This window comes from Flammeovirga agarivorans (assembly GCF_012641475.1).
Lineage (GTDB): Bacteria > Bacteroidota > Bacteroidia > Cytophagales > Flammeovirgaceae > Flammeovirga > Flammeovirga agarivorans.
In genome coordinates, this window is sequence record NZ_JABAIL010000002.1 from 934,702 (window position 1) to 952,362 (window position 17,661).

Below are 17,661 nucleotides of genomic sequence, written 5' to 3' on the forward strand. Positions count from 1 at the left end.
AGGGTAGTACGGAGTATTGCTTATTCAAGTACCTTTGAAATAATGAATCGTTAAGCAGTACAAATCCGGACTATAACCCTCAACTGAGTTGGGGAACTCATTCTTATTGTTGAAATTCAAAAAAGAGGTGACATCTATAATTGTTTCACCTCTTTTTTTTTATTACTATAGGGATATGAAAAAGATTATCATCGTAGAAGACAATAAAGATGTTCAAGAAGCATTTCAATTGCTAATAGAAACAAAAACGTCTAACTACCAAGTTATCAAAGCCTATGATACTTGTGAAGATGCAATTGAAAACCTTGAAACTGATTTACCCGACATCGTATTAATGGATATTGATTTACCCGGAATGAATGGAATTGAGGGAACTAGACATATTCGTCAAAATTTACCTCGAACAGACATCTTAATTATTTCGGTACATGAAAATAGTCAATATGTATTTGATGCTTTGTGCGCAGGTGCCACAGGTTACATCACTAAAAACAGTAATCATACACAGCTGTTAAGAGCATTAGATGAAGTTTCTGCAGGCGGTGCTCCCATGAGTACACATATTGCCAAACTAGTAGTTAAATCATTTAGAAGAGAAAGTGAGTCTCCACTAACAAGTAGGGAAACAGATGTTCTTAACCTTTTAGCAGAAGGTAAAAGTTATATGGATATTGCAGATCAAATTTCAGTATCTAAGGACACCGTTAAATTCCACATTAAAAATATATACCTAAAACTGCAAGTATCAAACAAGATCGAAGCAGTTACCAAAGCAAAAAGCGAAGGATTTATTTAGCCCTAAAGAAAAGTACAAGCATAAAAAAAAAAAGCAGTTTGAAAAATTAAGTTTTTCAAACTGCTTTTTTAGAATAGAAGCAAAAATTACTTTGCAGCCCACTCAGCTTTTACAGCCTCAACGTCAACTTTCTTGATTACTGGCTTAGCATTCATACGTTGGATAGTATTTACACGCTTAAGAGCAATCGTCTTGTTTCTTCTACTCTTTCTAATAAGTTTTGTATATCCCATGACTATATTTTATTAAATCAATTACAAAGTTTAGATCATAATCCTAAAATTATGAGCGTGCAAATTTAACTTATATCTATCTATTGTTCAAGTCATTTACACAATAGATATCTAAAAAATTCATTTTTTTAAAACAAAAGTGCTTTAATGCTACTGTTTTTCAATATTTTATCGAAAATAAATAATTGTTATTCTTTAATTTTTAACTTTTCAATTGATGACATCTGAGCAAAATAACTTCAAAATTGAAACGGAAAGACTATTACTTACAGAATTCTCCATAGATGACGCACCTCCATTTTATGATATGAACAATGATACTGAAGTGATGAAGTACACTGGTGATCACCCTTTTATTTCTGTTGATGAGGCTGAAAAGTTTATACTTCAATATACAGCATACCATGAATTTAAAATGGGACGATGGACTGTAAGAAGGAAAAGCGATAATGATTACCTAGGATGGTGTGGCCTAAAGTTTCATCCTGATACAAAAGAAGTTGATTTAGGTTTTAGATTAATCAGAAAACATTGGAATAAAGGTTATGCAACTGAAGCAGGACTTGCTTGCCTTGAATGGGGTAAATCACAGAATATCAATAAAATTATTGCTCGATGTCACCATGAAAATATAGCATCGCAAAAGGTTATTGCTAAACTTGGTTTTCAATTTTTAAAATCCTTCGAAGAAAATCAAAATGAGTGGTATCAATATCAAATTGAATTTTAGTAAATTCATCGCTCAAAAGTAAAAAAACAATGGCAGGAAGTAAGAAACAGAAATATTATGTTGTTTGGTCAGGTGGGACTCCAGGGATTTACTCCTCATGGGCAGACTGTCAAAAACATGTTCAAGGTGTAAAAGGAGCAAAATATAAATCATTTGACTCCAAAGCAGATGCAGAATTGGCCTTTAAGAGCGACCCTGCCAAATATATATTTAAAAAGAAAGATGGAAAAACTACTCCCAAAGCTTATGATCCATCAGTTGGTCTTCCTATCACCAACAATAGTATAGCGGTAGATGCTGCCTGCAGCGGTGCCAGAGGTCCTATGGAGTATAGAGGCGTATGGATTGAAACAGGACAACAATTGTTTATTAAAGGTCCATATGAAGATGGTACCAATAATATTGGTGAGTTTTTAGGCATCGTACATGCATTGGCCTACCTAAAACAACACGGTTATGATAGTACTATCATTTATACAGATAGTAGAACAGCGATGAAATGGGTAAGAGATAAAAAAATTAAAACTACCCTACCTAAAAATGATAAAAACGCAGTTCTTTTTGAGTATATTGATAGAGCAATAAATTGGCTAGAAAACAATACCTACATGAACCCAATCAGAAAATGGGAAACAAAAGCATGGGGTGAAATTCCTGCCGATTTTGGAAGAAAATAAAGTTCTATCAATCAATTCCTGTTGCCTTACAATGAAAGAAGAAAAATACACCAAAAAAGGAAAACTTGTTAAAAGCTATTACGAAGCTGAGCTTGAACACTTGCAAACTGAACTAGTAAAAATGCAGGAATGGGTGAAGCAAGAAGGATTAAAAGTTGTAGTTATTTTTGAAGGCCGAGATGCTGCTGGTAAGGGTGGCGTTATTAAAAGAATTACAGAAAAACTAAACCCAAGAGTAGCGAAAATAGTTGCCTTAGGTGTACCTACAGAAAAAGAGAAATCTCAGTGGTATTTCCAAAGATATGTACCCCACTTACCTGCTGCTGGCGAAATTGTTTTATTTGATAGAAGTTGGTACAACAGAGCAGGTGTAGAAAGAGTGATGGGGTTTTGTACAGATACCCAATATCAAGAATTTTTAAGAACATGTCCTGAGTTTGAAAAAATGTTGATCCGATCAGGTATCATCCTTATCAAGTATTGGTTCTCAGTATCAGATGAAGAGCAAGAAAAAAGATTTGCTGAGCGTATTAATTCATCTATCAAACGTTGGAAGTTTAGTGAAATGGATCTTGAGTCTAGAGCAAAGTGGATTGAGTATTCAAAAGCAAAAGACGATATGTTTGCCTACACTGATACCAAACAATCTCCATGGTATGTAGTTAAAGCAGATGATAAGAAAAAAGCCAGACTTAATTGTATCACTCACTTCCTATCAAAAGTTCCTTACAAAGAGATCAAGTATAAAAAAATAAAGCTGCCACCTATTAATAAAGAAGGGTATGTTCGACCACCAATGGATGAACAAACATTTGTACCGGATAAATATTAATATGTCAGTAATAAATCCTGTAAAGTCAAAAGATGATTTTACAGGATTTTTTTCAACTCAAAATTCTATCACTTCACCTAGCGATTCTATCACTTCAGTGAATTTCAAAAAAATACTCCCCTCTATTCAGATACTTTTGAGACGTCATATTGACAGATCAAAAAATATCAATCATGAAAAAAATACTTGGATTACTACTAATGGGAGCATTTATAATGAGTTGCAATCAAGCAGCCGAAGACACTTCTCAAGAAAAAGTTAAGTACGTAAAAACGGAAACAATTTCGAATCATCATTTATCATCGAATATTACTTTCAATAGTCAGGTAAAGGAAAAGACCGAAATCAATTTATCTTTCAGAGTAGGTGGACCCGTTCAGAGAGTTAGAGTAAAACAAGGTGATTATGTAAAAAAAGGGCAAATCATTGCTCAAATAGACCAGCGTGATTATTTACTACAGTTAGAACAAACCAAAACACAATACCTACAGGCTCAAAAAGAATTAGATCGTTATCAAAAGCTTTATGATAAAAATAAGCTTCCAGAAAATACATATGACAAAATAAAGTCTGGTGTAACATTAGCGAAAATCGCTTATGAAAATGCCCAAAATCAACTTTATGATACAGATTTAAGAGCACCTATTTCAGGATATATTTCAGCAAAATTTATTAATGACCATACGACAATTGGACCTGGTATTCCGGTCGTTTCCATGATCGATGTATCGACTTTAGAAGTAAGTACAAAAGTACCTTCATCCCAATTATATCTAGTACAATACATCAAGGAAGCAAAACTAGATATCCAAAGTTTACATTTAGAAAACTTGCCCTTACAATTTAAAACCATCAGCAAGAAAGCTGGGCAAGACGACTTGTATGAGTTAACCTTCTTATTGGATAGTAAAGACGAGAGAATCAAATCAGGAATGTTAGGGATTACTTCTGTAAAACTTGAAAGCAAAAACACTCCTCTATCAGTACCACTTTCTTCCGTATTCGATGGAAATAAAAAGACTTCTGTGTGGGTAATAAAAAAGGGAAATACACTTAAGCAACGTAATGTTGTTTTAGGAAAGCCTTTAAAAGATGGTAGAGTTGAAGTACTTTCTGGATTACAAACCAATGAAAAAATTGTGGTCGCAGGTGTCTATGATCTTTTAGAAAACCAGAAAGTCGCACCTATTCAAAAAGCATCTAAAACTAATATTGGAGGGCTATTATAATGTTAGAGAAATTACTAGATCAAAAAGCACTAATTACTTCTTTATTGGTAGCAGTGCTTATAGGAGGGGTATTTTCTTACCTCAATATCGGAAAATTAGAGGATGCTGAAATTCCTATTAAATCAGCGATTGTTGTTACAGCCTACCCTGGAGCAACACAACATGAAGTAGAATTAGAAGTTACTGATGTTCTAGAAAGAGGCATCATGAAGCTTGAAAATATAGATAAAGTCACTTCTACTTCATCTGCAGGATTATCAGTAATACAAATTGATATCCAGCAAACGGTAGATACAGAAGACCTTCCTCAACTTTGGGATCACCTAAGGAGAAAAGTGAAGGATGTAGAAATGTTTCTACCCCAAGGAGCATACACTCCTATCGTTAATGATGATTTCGCAGATACATATGGTATGTTGTATGCTATCACATCAGAAGGATATACTTTACCAGAGTTACAGAAATATACTGAATTAGTTGAGAGAGAAATATTAAAAATTGATGGTGTAAGAAGGTCACAAATCTTTGGTACACAAACGGAATCAATCGAGATACTTTTCAACCAAGAAAAGTTGGCCGGTATGAAAATCAATCCAATGTTTATTGCATTGGCGATGAAAAACCAAAGCGAAATTGCTAATGCTGGTAACTTGGAGGTAGATGCCTTATCCATGCGTATTAACGTAGAAAGCAAATTCAATGATATTTCTGATGTAGAGAATTTAATTATTCAGGTTCCTCAAGGAGGATCGTTTAGATTGAGTGATATTGCTACAGTAAAACGAGGGTTCTTTGCTCCCAAAAGAGAAGGAGTTTATTTCAATGGAGATCAAGCTCTTGCCTTAGGTTTTTCTAATGAGTCGGGTATCAATGTCGTAGAATTAGGAGAACGTCTTGATCATAGAATGCAGGAATTACAAGATGAACTCCCTGCCGGTATACAAATCAAAGAAATATACTCACAACCACAAAGAGTAGAATTAGCGGTTAATGATTTTGTATTTAACCTTGTAGTATCTATTGCTATCGTTATAGTGATTTTACTCTTGGCCATGGGTTACCGATCTGGCTTATTAATCTCGAGTGGATTGCTATTTACTATTCTTGGGACATTGATTGTCATGTTAATGATCAATTTGCCCCTTCATAGAGTAACATTAGCAGCAATTATTTTAGCGATGGGAATGTTAGTAGATAACTCTATTGTTGTTGCTGATGGTATTTTAGTAGACCTTAAAAAAGGAGTAGATCCAAAGTTAGCCTTTGTCAATACCGCTAAGAAAACAGCATTGCCACTTTTAGGAGCAACCTTAATTGCCATTCTTGCCTTTTTCCCATTGGCTATGGCACCACACTCAGCAGGCGAATTTTTAAGCTCATTATTTACAGTATTAGTTATTTCCTTATTGCTTAGTTGGGTATTTGCCATGATTCAAACACCTTTTATGGCAAAATTCTTCTACAGAAAAGAAGGCAATAAAAGAAAAGAAGGACAAACCACACCTTATGATAATGGCATATACAAGATGTTTAAATCGTCTTTGATCTACTCACTTAAATACAATAAGGCTTTCTTGAGTAGTATTACGGTCTTATTAGTAGGATCATTATACGGTATGCAATATATGCGTGTCGACTTTATGCCAAAGATTCCATACGACCAATTTGTTGTTGAATATAAATTGCCGGAAGGAAGTAATCTTGAAGCGGTTGAGGAAGAAATGACTGCTATTGAGAACGAACTTAGAGAAATAGAGGATATCAAAAATATCACACTTTCTTTAGGACGACCTCCAGCAAGATTTACTCTAATGCGTCCTATGTCGAATGGTGGATCCAACTATGGTGAATTTATTATTGAGACTAAAACCGTAGAAAGTGTCGGCAAGGTAATTCCACAAGTTCAAAAGTACTTAGATAACAATTATCCTCATGCGAACTATAGGTTGTTAGAATATGGAGCTTCTTTTGAAAGTTCTGAGTTAGCCATAGAATTTAGAGGACCAGACCCTGCTGTGTTAAGAGAACTCGGCAACCAAGCCAAGCTGATATTATTAGAAAGCCCAATGTCTAAGAATGTCACAGACAATTGGGGTAATAAATCAAAAAGAATCACGCCTGAATATTCTTTGGAACATGCACAACGCTTAGGTATCACAAGGTTAGACTTAGGTAGATCTTTACAAATTCAGACAGAAGGTATCCCCATTGGAGCACTATACGAAGGAAAGAACCAAGTTCCTATTGTTCTAAAAAGTAAATCAACCTTAGATAAAAATATTGAGAATATCGGGAGTATTCCTGTATGGGGAGAACGAGCTCAATTTAGTGTTCCATTGGCTCAAGTTACAGATTCTGTACGTGTCGAATTAGAAGATTATGCTATCAAAAGAAAAGATGGAACAAGGTGTCTGAGCGTAGAAAGTGACGTTCAAGAAGGAAGTACTGGTGTAGAATTACTGAATGATATCAAGAAGGATATAGAGGCTATCAATTTACCTCATGGTTATAGTATTACTTATGGTGGAATGGTTGGTGTCCAAGACGATGCGAACAAAGCTTTATTCAAATACTTCCCTTTAGCGATTGGTCTTATTGTAATCATAACCATTGCCTTATTCAATAATCTGAAACAGTCTTTGATTGTGTTTATGATGATTCCATTTGCCTTTGTTGGTGTTAGTATAGGGTTTAACCTCACGGGCATGTTCTTCAACTTTATGGCCATCATTGGAGCATTAGGTTTAATTGGTATGATCATTAAAAATGCAATTGTACTGTTGGATGAAATCAATTTAGGCTTAGAAGAAGGTAAAAGTCGTTTGGATGCTACAGTGGATGCTGCAATGTCAAGAATGCGTCCTGTGATGATGGCTTCTATGACTACAATTCTAGGAATGATTCCATTACTATCTGATCCAATGTTTGGAGCATTAGCACTAACAATTATGTCTGGATTACTAGTAGGTACCCTAATCACCTTAATGGTCATTCCAGTACTCTATGCATTTATGTACCGAATCGAAGTTAAATAATTAAGAAACATCATGAGTAGTTATAAATTATTGCTGTACACTTTGGGGTGGTTAATGATCACCTCAAATGTACAAGCACAAGAAACTTTGTCTTTAGAAGATTGTAGAGCCATGGCTTTATCACATAACAGAGATCTAAAGACTGCTGCTTTAAAAATTCAGGAAGCAGAAGCCAATTATAAGTTGGCAAAGAAAGCTTACTTACCAAGTATAGAAGGTTCTGCTACAGGTATAATGATGCCAACATTAGATTTAGAACTCTTTCCTGGAATGGCTATCCCTGGTGGTCCAAGTATTCCTGCAATAGGTGTAGACAAACCTAGTATTTTAACTGCTGGTGTTTTTGCTGTCCAGCCTGTTTATACTGGAGGTAAAATAAAAGCCATTAATGAACAAGCTAAATTAGGAAAGGCGATGAGTCAGGAAAACTACAAATTGACTTATACCCAATTGATAGAAAAAACAGACGAAGCATATTGGAATGTCATAGCTGCTAAAGAAGGAGTAAAACTTACTCGTACTTATGTAGAAATGTTAGATAGCTTAGCTTCTCAGATGGACTTAATGTATGAAGAAGGGCTCCTTCCATTGAGTGAAAAACTGAAAGTGAATGTACAAAAAAATCAGGCTGAACTAGAACAGGTAAAAGCCGAAAACCAAGTACAATTGGCCAAACTGTTTTTAAGCCAGATTATCGGTATAGAAGATGAGAATAAGGTAGAATTTCTAGATCACTTAGTCTACAATATAACTCAGGTCGATGTACAAGAAGGTATTGAAACTGGATTATCTCAACGTTCTGAACTGAAACTTTTAGAGAACCAAGTTCAAATCAGTGTATTAGAACAAAAGTCTACAAAAGCTGACTATTTGCCACAAGTTGGGGTAATGGCTGGAGGAGCCTATATCTATGGCAATAATGGTCTCGACAATATTGATCCTATTGGAATTGTTGGTGGTGCAGTAAAAATTCCCATCTTCCATTTCAAAGAAAGTAAAGAAAAAATGAATGTTGCCCGATTAAAAACTCAAGAGGCTATCCATAATAAAGACAATGCTACAGAAATGATTTCAATTGAAATCCGTCAAATTGGATATCAATTAGAAGAAAATAGAAGGTCGATAGCCATTGCTAAAGAAAATATCGAACAGGCACAAGAGAGCTTGGAAGAAACAAAAATCAGTTTTTCATCAGGATTAAATACAACTACAGATGTTTTACAATCTCAATCTGAGTTACTAAAAATGCAATTTGAATTAATCTTAGCATTAAAAAATCACGAAGTTCTAAAAACAAAATGGCTTCGAGCAACAGGACAAATTGAAAACCCTCCTATCAATTAATTTTTTAATTGGTATTTAGATAATCGTAGTATCCAAGTAAGTAAATATCACTATACCGAAAGTTTTTCTACTTTTGGTATAGTGTTTTTAAATTAGATAATATGATTCACAAACCTGATAATATATATACCTATAAATCAATCTGTAATAGAATATTACTTACAGTGATATTAGGAATTATATCAAACTATGGACTACTAGAATTAATGGGAGGACCTCCCGAAGGAATAAATGTTTTAACCCCATTTATAGCAGGAACCATATTTTATGTAATCTTAGTAGAATCTGTTATATGGATTGATAAACAATTAGAGAAAAAGATTCCTTTTACGCCAAAAAACTTTCGAAGAAGAATTCTTAGTCAGCTTGGGTACTCTTCCATTTCGGCCATAATTATCTTATGTGCTCTAATGCTATTAATTCGATTTCCGAACTATGAAAGAGATACCATCATTGCTACAGTTTTATTTTTCTTAGTTTCCATTATCGTATTTATTTCCATAAGTTTTATCTTCCTTTTGTTTCGTATCATCAATAAAGGAATTGAAATGATTTCGGAAGTAGAAAAATTGAAAGTCGAGAAACTTGAGATGAGTTATAGGGCTTTACAGGATCAGCTTAACCCCCACTTCTTTTTTAATAATCTGAGTATCTTAAAATCATTGATTTTTCTGAAAAAAGAAGAAGAGGCCAAAGACTTTATCACCAATTTTTCCAACATCAGTAGATATGCCTTACAGCATTCTGATTGGGTAACTATACAAGTAAAAGAAGAAATTGAATTTGTAAAGCAGTATACATCTATACATCAAGAAAGAGCAAAAAATAGTATCGTTTTAGAGATAGAACTTTCTGATAAAAGCTTGAATAAAGAATTGCCCCCGATGACTTTACAACTACTTATAGAAAATGCCATCAAACACAATATAGCCGATGAAACTACCCCTTTAAAAATTAAGATTTTTGAAGATGATCAACAGATGGTCGTTCAGAATACGTTGAATGAAAAACCTTCTGCTTACTCAACGAAAAAGGGACTAGAAAACTTAAAGAATAGATTTGCGATTCTTGTTGATAAACCTATCTTAATAGAAAAATCCTCTACCCATTTCACCGTAAAATTACCACTAGTCTAAACCATAAAAATGAAATATTTAATTATAGAAGATGAAATGTATAATGCCGAAATGCTGGAACTAATGGTTCAGACACTTCGCCCAAATTGGACTTTAGTAGAAAAAATTGATAAAGTAAGTACAGCCATTGCATGGTTTACAAAATATCCCAACTCTTGTGATGTTATATTTATGGATATACAGCTCAAAGATGGAATATCATTCTCTATTTTCGATCAAGTACATATCCCGCAACCTATCATTTTTACTACAGCATTTAATCAATATGCCATTCAGGCTTTTGAAGTAAATAGTATAGACTACTTATTAAAACCTGTAGATGAAATTAAACTAGGAAAGTCTATCGATAAACTAGAAGCGAGTATCACTACCAATAAGTCCGACGAGATTGATTATCAATTGATATTATCTGCAATTCAAGGAGAGAAAAAGGAATACCGTAAACGCTTTCTTATTCAAGGAGCACAGGCATTTTATAAATTAGATGTCAACGAAATTGCTTATTTAAAAAGTGAATCGAACATCACAACAGCAGTACTTTTTAACGGAAAAGAATTTATTCTTCACCATACTATGGAAAGCTTAGAATCCCAGTTAGATCCTAAAGATTTCTTTAGAGTTAACCGAAGTTGTATTGTGAATATTCAAAGTATTAAGAGTTTCGAAAATCATTTTGGAGGTAAGTTGGCTGTATTTTTAACGACAAAAGAACAACCCGAAATTATGATAAGCCGATTAAAGGCTAATACTTTTAAAATGTGGATTGATCAATAAAAAAACAGCTAATTTAAATGATAATAAACTAGCTGTTCCTTTCTTCTTTTTTTCTTTGCTTTCTAAGCTTCTTATACTCTTTCTTAAACTGTTTAGCCTCTGTTTGTAGTTTCTTTCTACCTACAGCATACATTTGTAGTTTAGAGTAGTATTCATTGGCCAATTCAAAGTCTCCATCTTTTTTAGCATCTCTTGCTAAAGCTGCCAATGAATAATGATAATAACCCGAGCCATAATCTTTAATGGCCTCAACATACTCAATGGCTTTTCTATAATATTCTGCTGCCGTTTTTCTATCTCCGAGGTAGTCCCTGTAATAAGCACCCAAATAGAAACAAGCATAACGGCCACTCATTTCTTCGTAACCCACCTGATGTTGTTCGACTCTCTCCAATAAAGATTTACTCACTTTATACAATTGAGGGTATCTTCCACTGTAGTAGAGTAGCCTAGCATAATACCTTTGGAAATAAGGGTTATTGGGATATTTTTCATGCAAGTATTCTGAAATCTGAATCGCTCGAATCATCTTTCCTCCTTTCGAAGAATGTACTTTCATTAAATAATACATCGCTTCTATTCGGGTATAAAATGCTTCTTTACCACAAGTTTCTAATTGCTCGATTCCTAATTCTTTGTCTCCACTATCGAACATCCACATTACTGCTCGAAGCATTTTGTAGTTTTCTTTAATCCACTCTACATAATAATTATAGAGGCCATCACCATATAAAAGCTCAGGAGTGAGTTCGGATTTAGGCATAGACTTCAGCTTATCAAAATAATTCAGTGCCTTACGAACTGAAAACGTTGCCTTAGTCCAATTATGTCTTTCACCATTTAAACGTCCTTCAAAAGCCCATGTACCTGCAAGGATAAATAAAGCTTCAGGATCATCTTTGTCTTTTTTATACATGATATCAGCATAATAGATAGCTGAATCCATATAAGTAAAAAATGCTTCGTCATAGGCTGTGTTCTCAATATTTGGAACAATTTTCCACCATTGAGTCAGTCCTAATAAAAAGTACGGGAGGGGGTGTTCTGGATAATGGCTTTTTAGCCAATGGAATTGTCCTTCTGCAACTTTAAAGTCAAAGTTGTACATAGCATCAATACCCGATGTAATTTCTAATTGCACCGTTAAATTTGTCATTAGCATATCTACATCTTCCAAAGCAGGTAAACTCGTCTGCGATTTGGCTTCTTGGAAGGAAAAAACACCAAGAAAAGTGATGAGATAGATGACAAAACTATACTTACATTTTAATGTATCGATAGGTATAGAAGACATATTAGGTAGATGGTCACTACAAAGACTTACTCAAGATATATTCTTAAAACAATAATCAAGTAAAATTGCCTCCTCTACCTGTCATATTTTAAGTTTTTTTACAATTCAAATTACATCTTCTATAATAGATGATGTGTCAAGTAGTCTTTTTGTCCAATTTTCGAGGAGCTTCTCTGTTTTAGGTAAAAACTCCATTTCTTCGCCTCCAATAGGTTGTCCTTCCTTACAAACAATCAAACCATCATTGATTTTTCTGAAAAAGTAAAAACCTGATTTTATAGCTAGCGATAGGTCAACTTCTGGAAGCCCATTCTTTACTAAAACACGGTTTGCTGCACCAATTAATTTATGAAAATCCTCATTAGATTTATCAGCCGATGCGGATGTCAATAAATATTGATATAATGAAAGCTGTAAAAACTTACCTTTATGATCGTCCTCCAAAATATCATTCCAATCACTAACGTCCATATCTGATCTTTGGTAGCCCCCAGATTTATAATCTACCACTCTTAATTGTCCGTCTATAACATCTATTCTATCTGCCATACCCGAAAGACGAATTTCAATTTCTTCACCTTCCACATCAACCTTTAAGTTATGCGTCACGTATTTTTCTAGCCCTATAATTCCTATAGCTTTTGAGGTCGATTTTTCAATCTCTTCAATTTGCTTTTTAAAATACCTTTGGAGTAAATTCTCTGCTACAGCCTTAAGTAATAAGTTCTGCCCTTTCACCAACTCCACCTTTTCTTCTAAAGCTGCTGCTTGAATTACATTGGGAATAAACTCTTTATCCTTTAATGCTTTATCAAAGTCTTCTTTTCTTAAAACAAAAGGGGTGTTTTCATCTTTATCGTCTAGCCCTGCCATTCTTCTTAATCCCCATTCCAAAGACAAGTGAATTAGATTACCAAAACTACGGTTGTCCAAGTCTTCTTCGATTTCGTCTTCTTCTTTTAAATCAATTACTTTTTCATCGATAAATGTTAGTGGATTTCGAATAAAAGAATTTATGGCAGATGGACTGACACCTCTTTTCAATCGTCGAAGAATCTTTTCTTTCAATACATCAGATTTTACAATTTCTACAGGGGCTCCCATAGTTTTATCTGCTTTTGCCAACATCCATGCGGCAGATGTATCTGAAGTAGTTAGGCGAAATTGAGGATCATCCAACATTTCTTCTTTTACCTGTAATAATAACCTACTCATTTCTCCAATGTCGTTTCCTGCATTGGCATCGAGGTAGCTAAACATTAGATTTTCTGAGCGATGGAATAATCGGTAAAAAGTATAAGCAAATGCTGCGTTTTTATCTTGATACGTAGGTAAACCGTATTGTGCTCGAACATCAAATGGAATAATTGCTTCTACAGATTTTTTGGTAGGCAGTATTCCTTCATTACATGATAAAATCAGTACATTTTTGAAATCTAGTGCTCTACTTTCTAGCATACCCATAATTTGTAATGGAGCAATTGGAACCCCTGTAAAAGGTACTTTCGTTCCTCGTAATAACTCCATCAGTAATGTTTTAAAGACAAAAATGGGTAGTTCTTTCTTCTCTGGAAAGAATGCAGGCAACACTCTGTACAAATGCTTAAGGTGATCATACAGAATACTTAACAACTCTTCTTCATAACTAAATGTAGAATCAGAAATCTTGATTGATCGAGAAGGATCTGGAGCTTCTATTTTTAAAACATCCTTAAACATTTCTAATAATGCATTGATCAACTCTTGGAAATGTTCAATGTAGCTAACATAGTCGTTACCCCAATTTTTAAAGACTACTTTAAAAATATCAAGACTACCCGAAGCTTCCACCAAGTAATCTAAAGGTACATTGATATAGTTTTTCTTAGTGATGTCTTCAAGGATGCTACCTGTAATCACGTCAATCTCTCTGTAATTACTATTAAAGAATGGGTGACGGAGTATATTCTGTACATTTTTAAAGTAAGCACAATACTGACCATCTTTAAAAATCACTCTTTCTTTTAACTTGAAAATCTCTGTAATCAAATCAAAGAAAGGAGTTTTTTCATAACTCATACCCATCGTGATATTGGTAAGTTCTGCTAGCGTTTTACCGTTCTCAAACGGTATATCAGGTAGAGATTTTAGCAACGCAGGTAAAACCGTTTCATCAGGTAAAAGAATCGCTGTATGATTTAATGTTTCTACAAACTCTTTTCTTTTATCTGGGGTATCTAATAATGAAGCAAGCCATTCTCCTGCAAATTTCACTTCACCAACAATACTACTTACTGCCTTAAAATTGACCTTCTTTTCATGCGATGAAAATTGATCGACAGCATAATCATGGTGCTGTGCTGCAAAACCATTAACATACCTTCTTAAATAGTAACCTGCCTCATGTTTCTTATTAGAGTGATGATACCTTTTGTCTGTATCAAAATAGGTTTGAGCCTTTCCTAAATCTGTTAGATACTGAACAATACTCTGTTCAATACCACTCATTTGAGAAAAACCAGCAAATATTACTTTATCAATTCCTAACTCATTGATTCTCTCTGCTAAGTGGTCATAAGCTTCTCTAAAAAGCATGCCTCCATAGGCAATCCCTTTTGCAGCTAATGACGCTTTAAACTTGGTATAAGAAGAAGACAAATTTTGCCAAAAGGCTAAAAAATCTGTCATCGATGAATTAGAGTTTTTCCAATTCTTTTTAAACGATTCTGCTTCTTCTTCTGAAAGTCCCTCTGCCCAATGATCTATCGCTTTTGACTCATTTAAATGTTCAAACATTTTCTGAGCTTCTTCCTCCGTCATGTTATTATCAATCATGTTGAATTCGGAAAGCAATGATTTTCCTAAAGGAGCAAATTTCTCGATTGTGATATCCTTATTTTCTTCTTTATATACTTTATAAAGTTCAAACAGTAAGGTCACATTATCTGCCTTTACCAATTTCGAAAACCTTTCGGCGAAACCTTCCATCGATAAAACAGGAGGAGCTATAGTTACTTTCGTAATTACATTTCCAAAGTACTGCTTAAAATACATCCCAGCTCTTCTAGAAGGTAACACAACAAGGATATTGTTTAGATTTCCCGAGTGATTATCTAGAATCTTTTGAGCAACGGTTTGTAAAAATGGAATTTGATAAGGTTGAGACATATCGATTCGTATGAAGGTCTTTCAATTAAATAATCATCGAAAATACGAACCGGAATTGAAGTTAAAAAAGGAAAGGATTTAAATTTTTGTAACAAATTGTATAAAAAACCAAACTTTAATTAAATATATACGTTCTAAAAATTGTGTTTCTTTAATAATCACTATGACATCTCACTTATCGCATGAACTTAAGCACAATAATAGGTAGCATTATCATTGTTATTGCATCTTTTCTACTTCTTCCAATCTTTAGAATTGTATACTATATTATCAACTACATTTTGAAAATGGTAGCTTGGACGTTTATGACAACACTTGCTTTAATTATTGGGCTAGTTTTTAGAGTGAAATCCTTCTATCAATCCACTTTCAAAAATGAAAAAATCCCAGTATTAATAAAAAGTTCATAAATAGATTGTGAATACATGTCATTTTCCATCTATTTATAAATTTCCAATTAATTAAAATTTGTAATTTTTATCATGTTAATGTTTAAAAATGTAAATTTTTCTAGAAAAAATGTTTGTATTTCAACATTACAACGGTTTCGCAACCGGTTACAGGAAATCTTTCTTTTTTTGGTGACCTACATCATAACATTAGAGAATAAATTTATAAAAATTGCAAGTGCATTAAGAGATGTCAAATCGACAACTCTTAGCAAAATTTGTTTTGTAATATCATAAAATCATCTAATTCAAATAATATGTCACGTTTCGAAGAAAACTTCAAACACCCATATGCATACGATCCAAAGTATAAAAAGCGTGTAGCTTATTTCTGTATGGAGTTTGCCATTGATCAACCATTTAAAATCTATTCAGGTGGTCTTGGTTTCCTTGCAGGTTCACACATGCGTTCTGCTTTTGAATTAAACCAAAACTTTATCGGAATTGGTATCCTTTGGAAATATGGTTACTACGATCAAGTTCGTAAGGGTAACCAAGAAATGGATGCTCTTTTCCAAGAGAAAATCAACAACTTCTTAGAAGACACAAACATTAAGTTTACTATTCAAGTAAACGGTCACCCAGTTTGGGTTACAGCTAAGTATTTACGTCCAGGCGTATTCAATACTGTGCCGATGTTCTTCTTAACAACTGACCTTCCAGAAAACGATTACTTATCGCAATCAATTTCTCACCGTCTTTATGACGCTGATGCATCTGCGAAAGTAGCTCAATATATGCTTCTTGGTTTAGGTGGTGCTAAATTATTAGATGAGTTAGAGTACAATGCTGAAGTATACCACTTCAACGAGGCTCACGCTCTTCCTGCAGCATTCCACTTAACAAAGAAATTTGATGGTGATATGCAAAAAGTGAAAGACTTATTAGTATTCACTACGCATACTCCAGAAGAAGCGGGTAACGAAAAACACGATATCCACTTCCTTAATAAATTAGGATACTTCAATGGTATTTCTTTAGATGAAGTAAGACGTATTACTGGCATCGATGGTGATACTTTTGATCACTCATTAGCTTGTCTTCGTCTTGCAAGAGTTGCAAACGGTGTATCAAAACTACACGGTGAGGTATCTAACGATATGTGGAACAAATATGGTAACATTTGCCGTATCACATCTATCACAAACGCTCAAAACCGTACTTACTGGGCTGATGAGCAACTTTATTCTGCACTTCACAAAGAAGATGACGATAAATTAATCGAGCGTAAGCAATACTTAAAATCGAAATTATTCGAAACTGTTGCTGACCAAACTGGTAAATTAATGGACCCTAAGGTCTTAACTATCGTTTGGGCTCGTCGTTTCGCTGCTTATAAGCGTGCTGATTTAATCACTCGTGATAAAGAGCGTTTCAACCGTATCATGAACAACCCTGATCGTCCAGTTCAAATCATTTGGGCAGGTAAGCCTTACCCTATGGACTACGGTGCTGTTTCAGTATTTAACCAATTAGTACACCTTTCTAAGGACTATGGTAACATGGCTGTATTAGTAGGTTACGAATTGAAATTATCTCGTAAGTTAAAGCAAGGTTCTGATGTTTGGTTGAACAACCCTCGTGTACCTCGTGAGGCTTCTGGTACTTCAGGTATGACTTCAGCAATGAACGGTGGTATCAACCTTTCTACTGATGATGGTTGGATTCCTGAATTTGCTAACGGTGAGAACTCATTCGTTCTTCCATTAGCTGACTTGAATGCTCCTGTTCACGAACAAGACGAACAAGATTTAAATAGCTTATTAGATATCTTAGAGAATGAAATCATTCCTATGTATTATGATGAGCCAGAAAAGTGGAACGAGCGTGTGAAAAACTCTATGCGTGATGTTCTTCCTTACTTCGACGCTAACCGTATGGCGTTACAGTACTATGAAAAACTATACAATGAGTAAGATTTATTAGTTTTTTAAGCTAAAATCGTACAATTTGTTATTAATATTAAGCGAGTCTATTTTATTAGG

General features: G+C 34.2%; 13 protein-coding genes. 10 read left to right on the forward strand and 3 right to left on the reverse strand.

Annotated elements, in window-relative coordinates:
• Positions 1-175: 175 nt before the first annotated feature.
• Entirely contained in the window at positions 176-796 is a 621-nt protein-coding gene (locus HGP29_RS08535; protein ID WP_168881946.1) for a response regulator transcription factor, read from the forward strand.
• An 86-nt stretch (positions 797-882) separates the two neighbouring features.
• On the opposite strand, the gene HGP29_RS08540 is transcribed toward HGP29_RS08535, so the two are convergent.
• On the reverse strand, positions 883-1,029 hold the full coding sequence (locus tag HGP29_RS08540; RefSeq protein ID WP_168881947.1) for a hypothetical protein: 147 nt from the start codon (positions 1,027-1,029) through the stop codon (positions 883-885).
• Between the two features lie 217 nt (positions 1,030-1,246).
• Between HGP29_RS08540 and HGP29_RS08545 the strand changes: the two genes are divergently transcribed.
• From HGP29_RS08545 to HGP29_RS08580, 8 genes are all read left to right on the forward strand, one after another.
• Positions 1,247-1,759 (forward strand): GNAT family N-acetyltransferase, encoded by a 513-nt coding sequence (locus tag HGP29_RS08545; RefSeq protein WP_168881948.1) that lies wholly within the window; start codon positions 1,247-1,249, stop codon positions 1,757-1,759.
• 29 nt (positions 1,760-1,788) lie between these two features.
• Positions 1,789-2,436: a ribonuclease H1 domain-containing protein gene (locus tag HGP29_RS08550; protein WP_168881949.1), complete on the forward strand. Its 648-nt coding sequence runs from the start codon at positions 1,789-1,791 to the stop codon at positions 2,434-2,436.
• Positions 2,437-2,467: 31 nt separating this feature from the next.
• Positions 2,468-3,268: a polyphosphate kinase 2 gene (gene ppk2 / locus HGP29_RS08555; RefSeq protein WP_168881950.1), complete on the forward strand. Its 801-nt coding sequence runs from the start codon at positions 2,468-2,470 to the stop codon at positions 3,266-3,268.
• A 173-nt stretch (positions 3,269-3,441) separates the two neighbouring features.
• On the forward strand, positions 3,442-4,497 hold the full coding sequence (locus HGP29_RS08560; protein WP_168881951.1) for an efflux RND transporter periplasmic adaptor subunit: 1,056 nt from the start codon (positions 3,442-3,444) through the stop codon (positions 4,495-4,497).
• Complete coding sequence (locus HGP29_RS08565; RefSeq protein WP_168881952.1) at positions 4,497-7,532, forward strand: efflux RND transporter permease subunit; 3,036 nt, start codon at positions 4,497-4,499, stop codon at positions 7,530-7,532. The genes HGP29_RS08560 and HGP29_RS08565 overlap by 1 nt, the downstream gene beginning before the upstream one ends.
• 12 nt (positions 7,533-7,544) lie before the next feature.
• The gene (locus HGP29_RS08570; RefSeq protein WP_168881953.1) at positions 7,545-8,876 is read left to right on the forward strand and encodes a TolC family protein; all 1,332 of its coding nucleotides are present in this window, start codon (positions 7,545-7,547) and stop codon (positions 8,874-8,876) included.
• 101 nt (positions 8,877-8,977) lie between these two features.
• Positions 8,978-10,012: a sensor histidine kinase gene (locus tag HGP29_RS08575; protein WP_168881954.1), complete on the forward strand. Its 1,035-nt coding sequence runs from the start codon at positions 8,978-8,980 to the stop codon at positions 10,010-10,012.
• Between the two features lie 9 nt (positions 10,013-10,021).
• A complete protein-coding gene (locus tag HGP29_RS08580) occupies positions 10,022-10,786 on the forward strand; it encodes a LytR/AlgR family response regulator transcription factor (RefSeq protein WP_168881955.1) in 765 nt (254 codons plus the stop codon).
• Positions 10,787-10,814: 28 nt separating this feature from the next.
• Here HGP29_RS08580 and HGP29_RS08585 read toward each other — a convergent pair whose 3' ends face one another.
• Together HGP29_RS08585 and HGP29_RS08590 are read right to left on the reverse strand one after the other, a co-directional pair.
• Complete coding sequence (locus tag HGP29_RS08585) at positions 10,815-12,080, reverse strand: tetratricopeptide repeat protein (protein WP_168881956.1); 1,266 nt, start codon at positions 12,078-12,080, stop codon at positions 10,815-10,817.
• 105 nt (positions 12,081-12,185) lie between these two features.
• The gene (locus HGP29_RS08590; RefSeq protein WP_168881957.1) at positions 12,186-15,227 is read right to left on the reverse strand and encodes a PD-(D/E)XK nuclease family protein; all 3,042 of its coding nucleotides are present in this window, start codon (positions 15,225-15,227) and stop codon (positions 12,186-12,188) included.
• 706 nt (positions 15,228-15,933) lie between these two features.
• Between HGP29_RS08590 and glgP the strand changes: the two genes are divergently transcribed.
• Positions 15,934-17,592, forward strand: a complete 1,659-nt coding sequence (gene glgP / locus HGP29_RS08595) for an alpha-glucan family phosphorylase (protein WP_168881958.1) — start codon at positions 15,934-15,936, stop codon at positions 17,590-17,592.
• The last annotated feature ends 69 nt before the right edge of the window (positions 17,593-17,661 follow it).

What these genes read in the sequence shown, in the direction of transcription:
- HGP29_RS08535 (WP_168881946.1), top strand. Translation starts at nt 176, where the DNA reads ATGAAAAAGATTATCATCGTAGAAGACAATAAAGATGTTCAAGAAGCA.
- HGP29_RS08540 (WP_168881947.1), bottom strand. Translation starts at nt 1,029, where the DNA reads ATGGGATATACAAAACTTATTAGAAAGAGTAGAAGAAACAAGACGATT.
- HGP29_RS08545 (WP_168881948.1), top strand. Translation starts at nt 1,247, where the DNA reads ATGACATCTGAGCAAAATAACTTCAAAATTGAAACGGAAAGACTATTA.
- HGP29_RS08550 (WP_168881949.1), top strand. Translation starts at nt 1,789, where the DNA reads ATGGCAGGAAGTAAGAAACAGAAATATTATGTTGTTTGGTCAGGTGGG.
- ppk2 (WP_168881950.1), top strand. Translation starts at nt 2,468, where the DNA reads ATGAAAGAAGAAAAATACACCAAAAAAGGAAAACTTGTTAAAAGCTAT.
- HGP29_RS08560 (WP_168881951.1), top strand. Translation starts at nt 3,442, where the DNA reads ATGAAAAAAATACTTGGATTACTACTAATGGGAGCATTTATAATGAGT.
- HGP29_RS08565 (WP_168881952.1), top strand. Translation starts at nt 4,497, where the DNA reads ATGTTAGAGAAATTACTAGATCAAAAAGCACTAATTACTTCTTTATTG.
- HGP29_RS08570 (WP_168881953.1), top strand. Translation starts at nt 7,545, where the DNA reads ATGAGTAGTTATAAATTATTGCTGTACACTTTGGGGTGGTTAATGATC.
- HGP29_RS08575 (WP_168881954.1), top strand. Translation starts at nt 8,978, where the DNA reads ATGATTCACAAACCTGATAATATATATACCTATAAATCAATCTGTAAT.
- HGP29_RS08580 (WP_168881955.1), top strand. Translation starts at nt 10,022, where the DNA reads ATGAAATATTTAATTATAGAAGATGAAATGTATAATGCCGAAATGCTG.
- HGP29_RS08585 (WP_168881956.1), bottom strand. Translation starts at nt 12,080, where the DNA reads ATGTCTTCTATACCTATCGATACATTAAAATGTAAGTATAGTTTTGTC.
- HGP29_RS08590 (WP_168881957.1), bottom strand. Translation starts at nt 15,227, where the DNA reads ATGTCTCAACCTTATCAAATTCCATTTTTACAAACCGTTGCTCAAAAG.
- glgP (WP_168881958.1), top strand. Translation starts at nt 15,934, where the DNA reads ATGTCACGTTTCGAAGAAAACTTCAAACACCCATATGCATACGATCCA.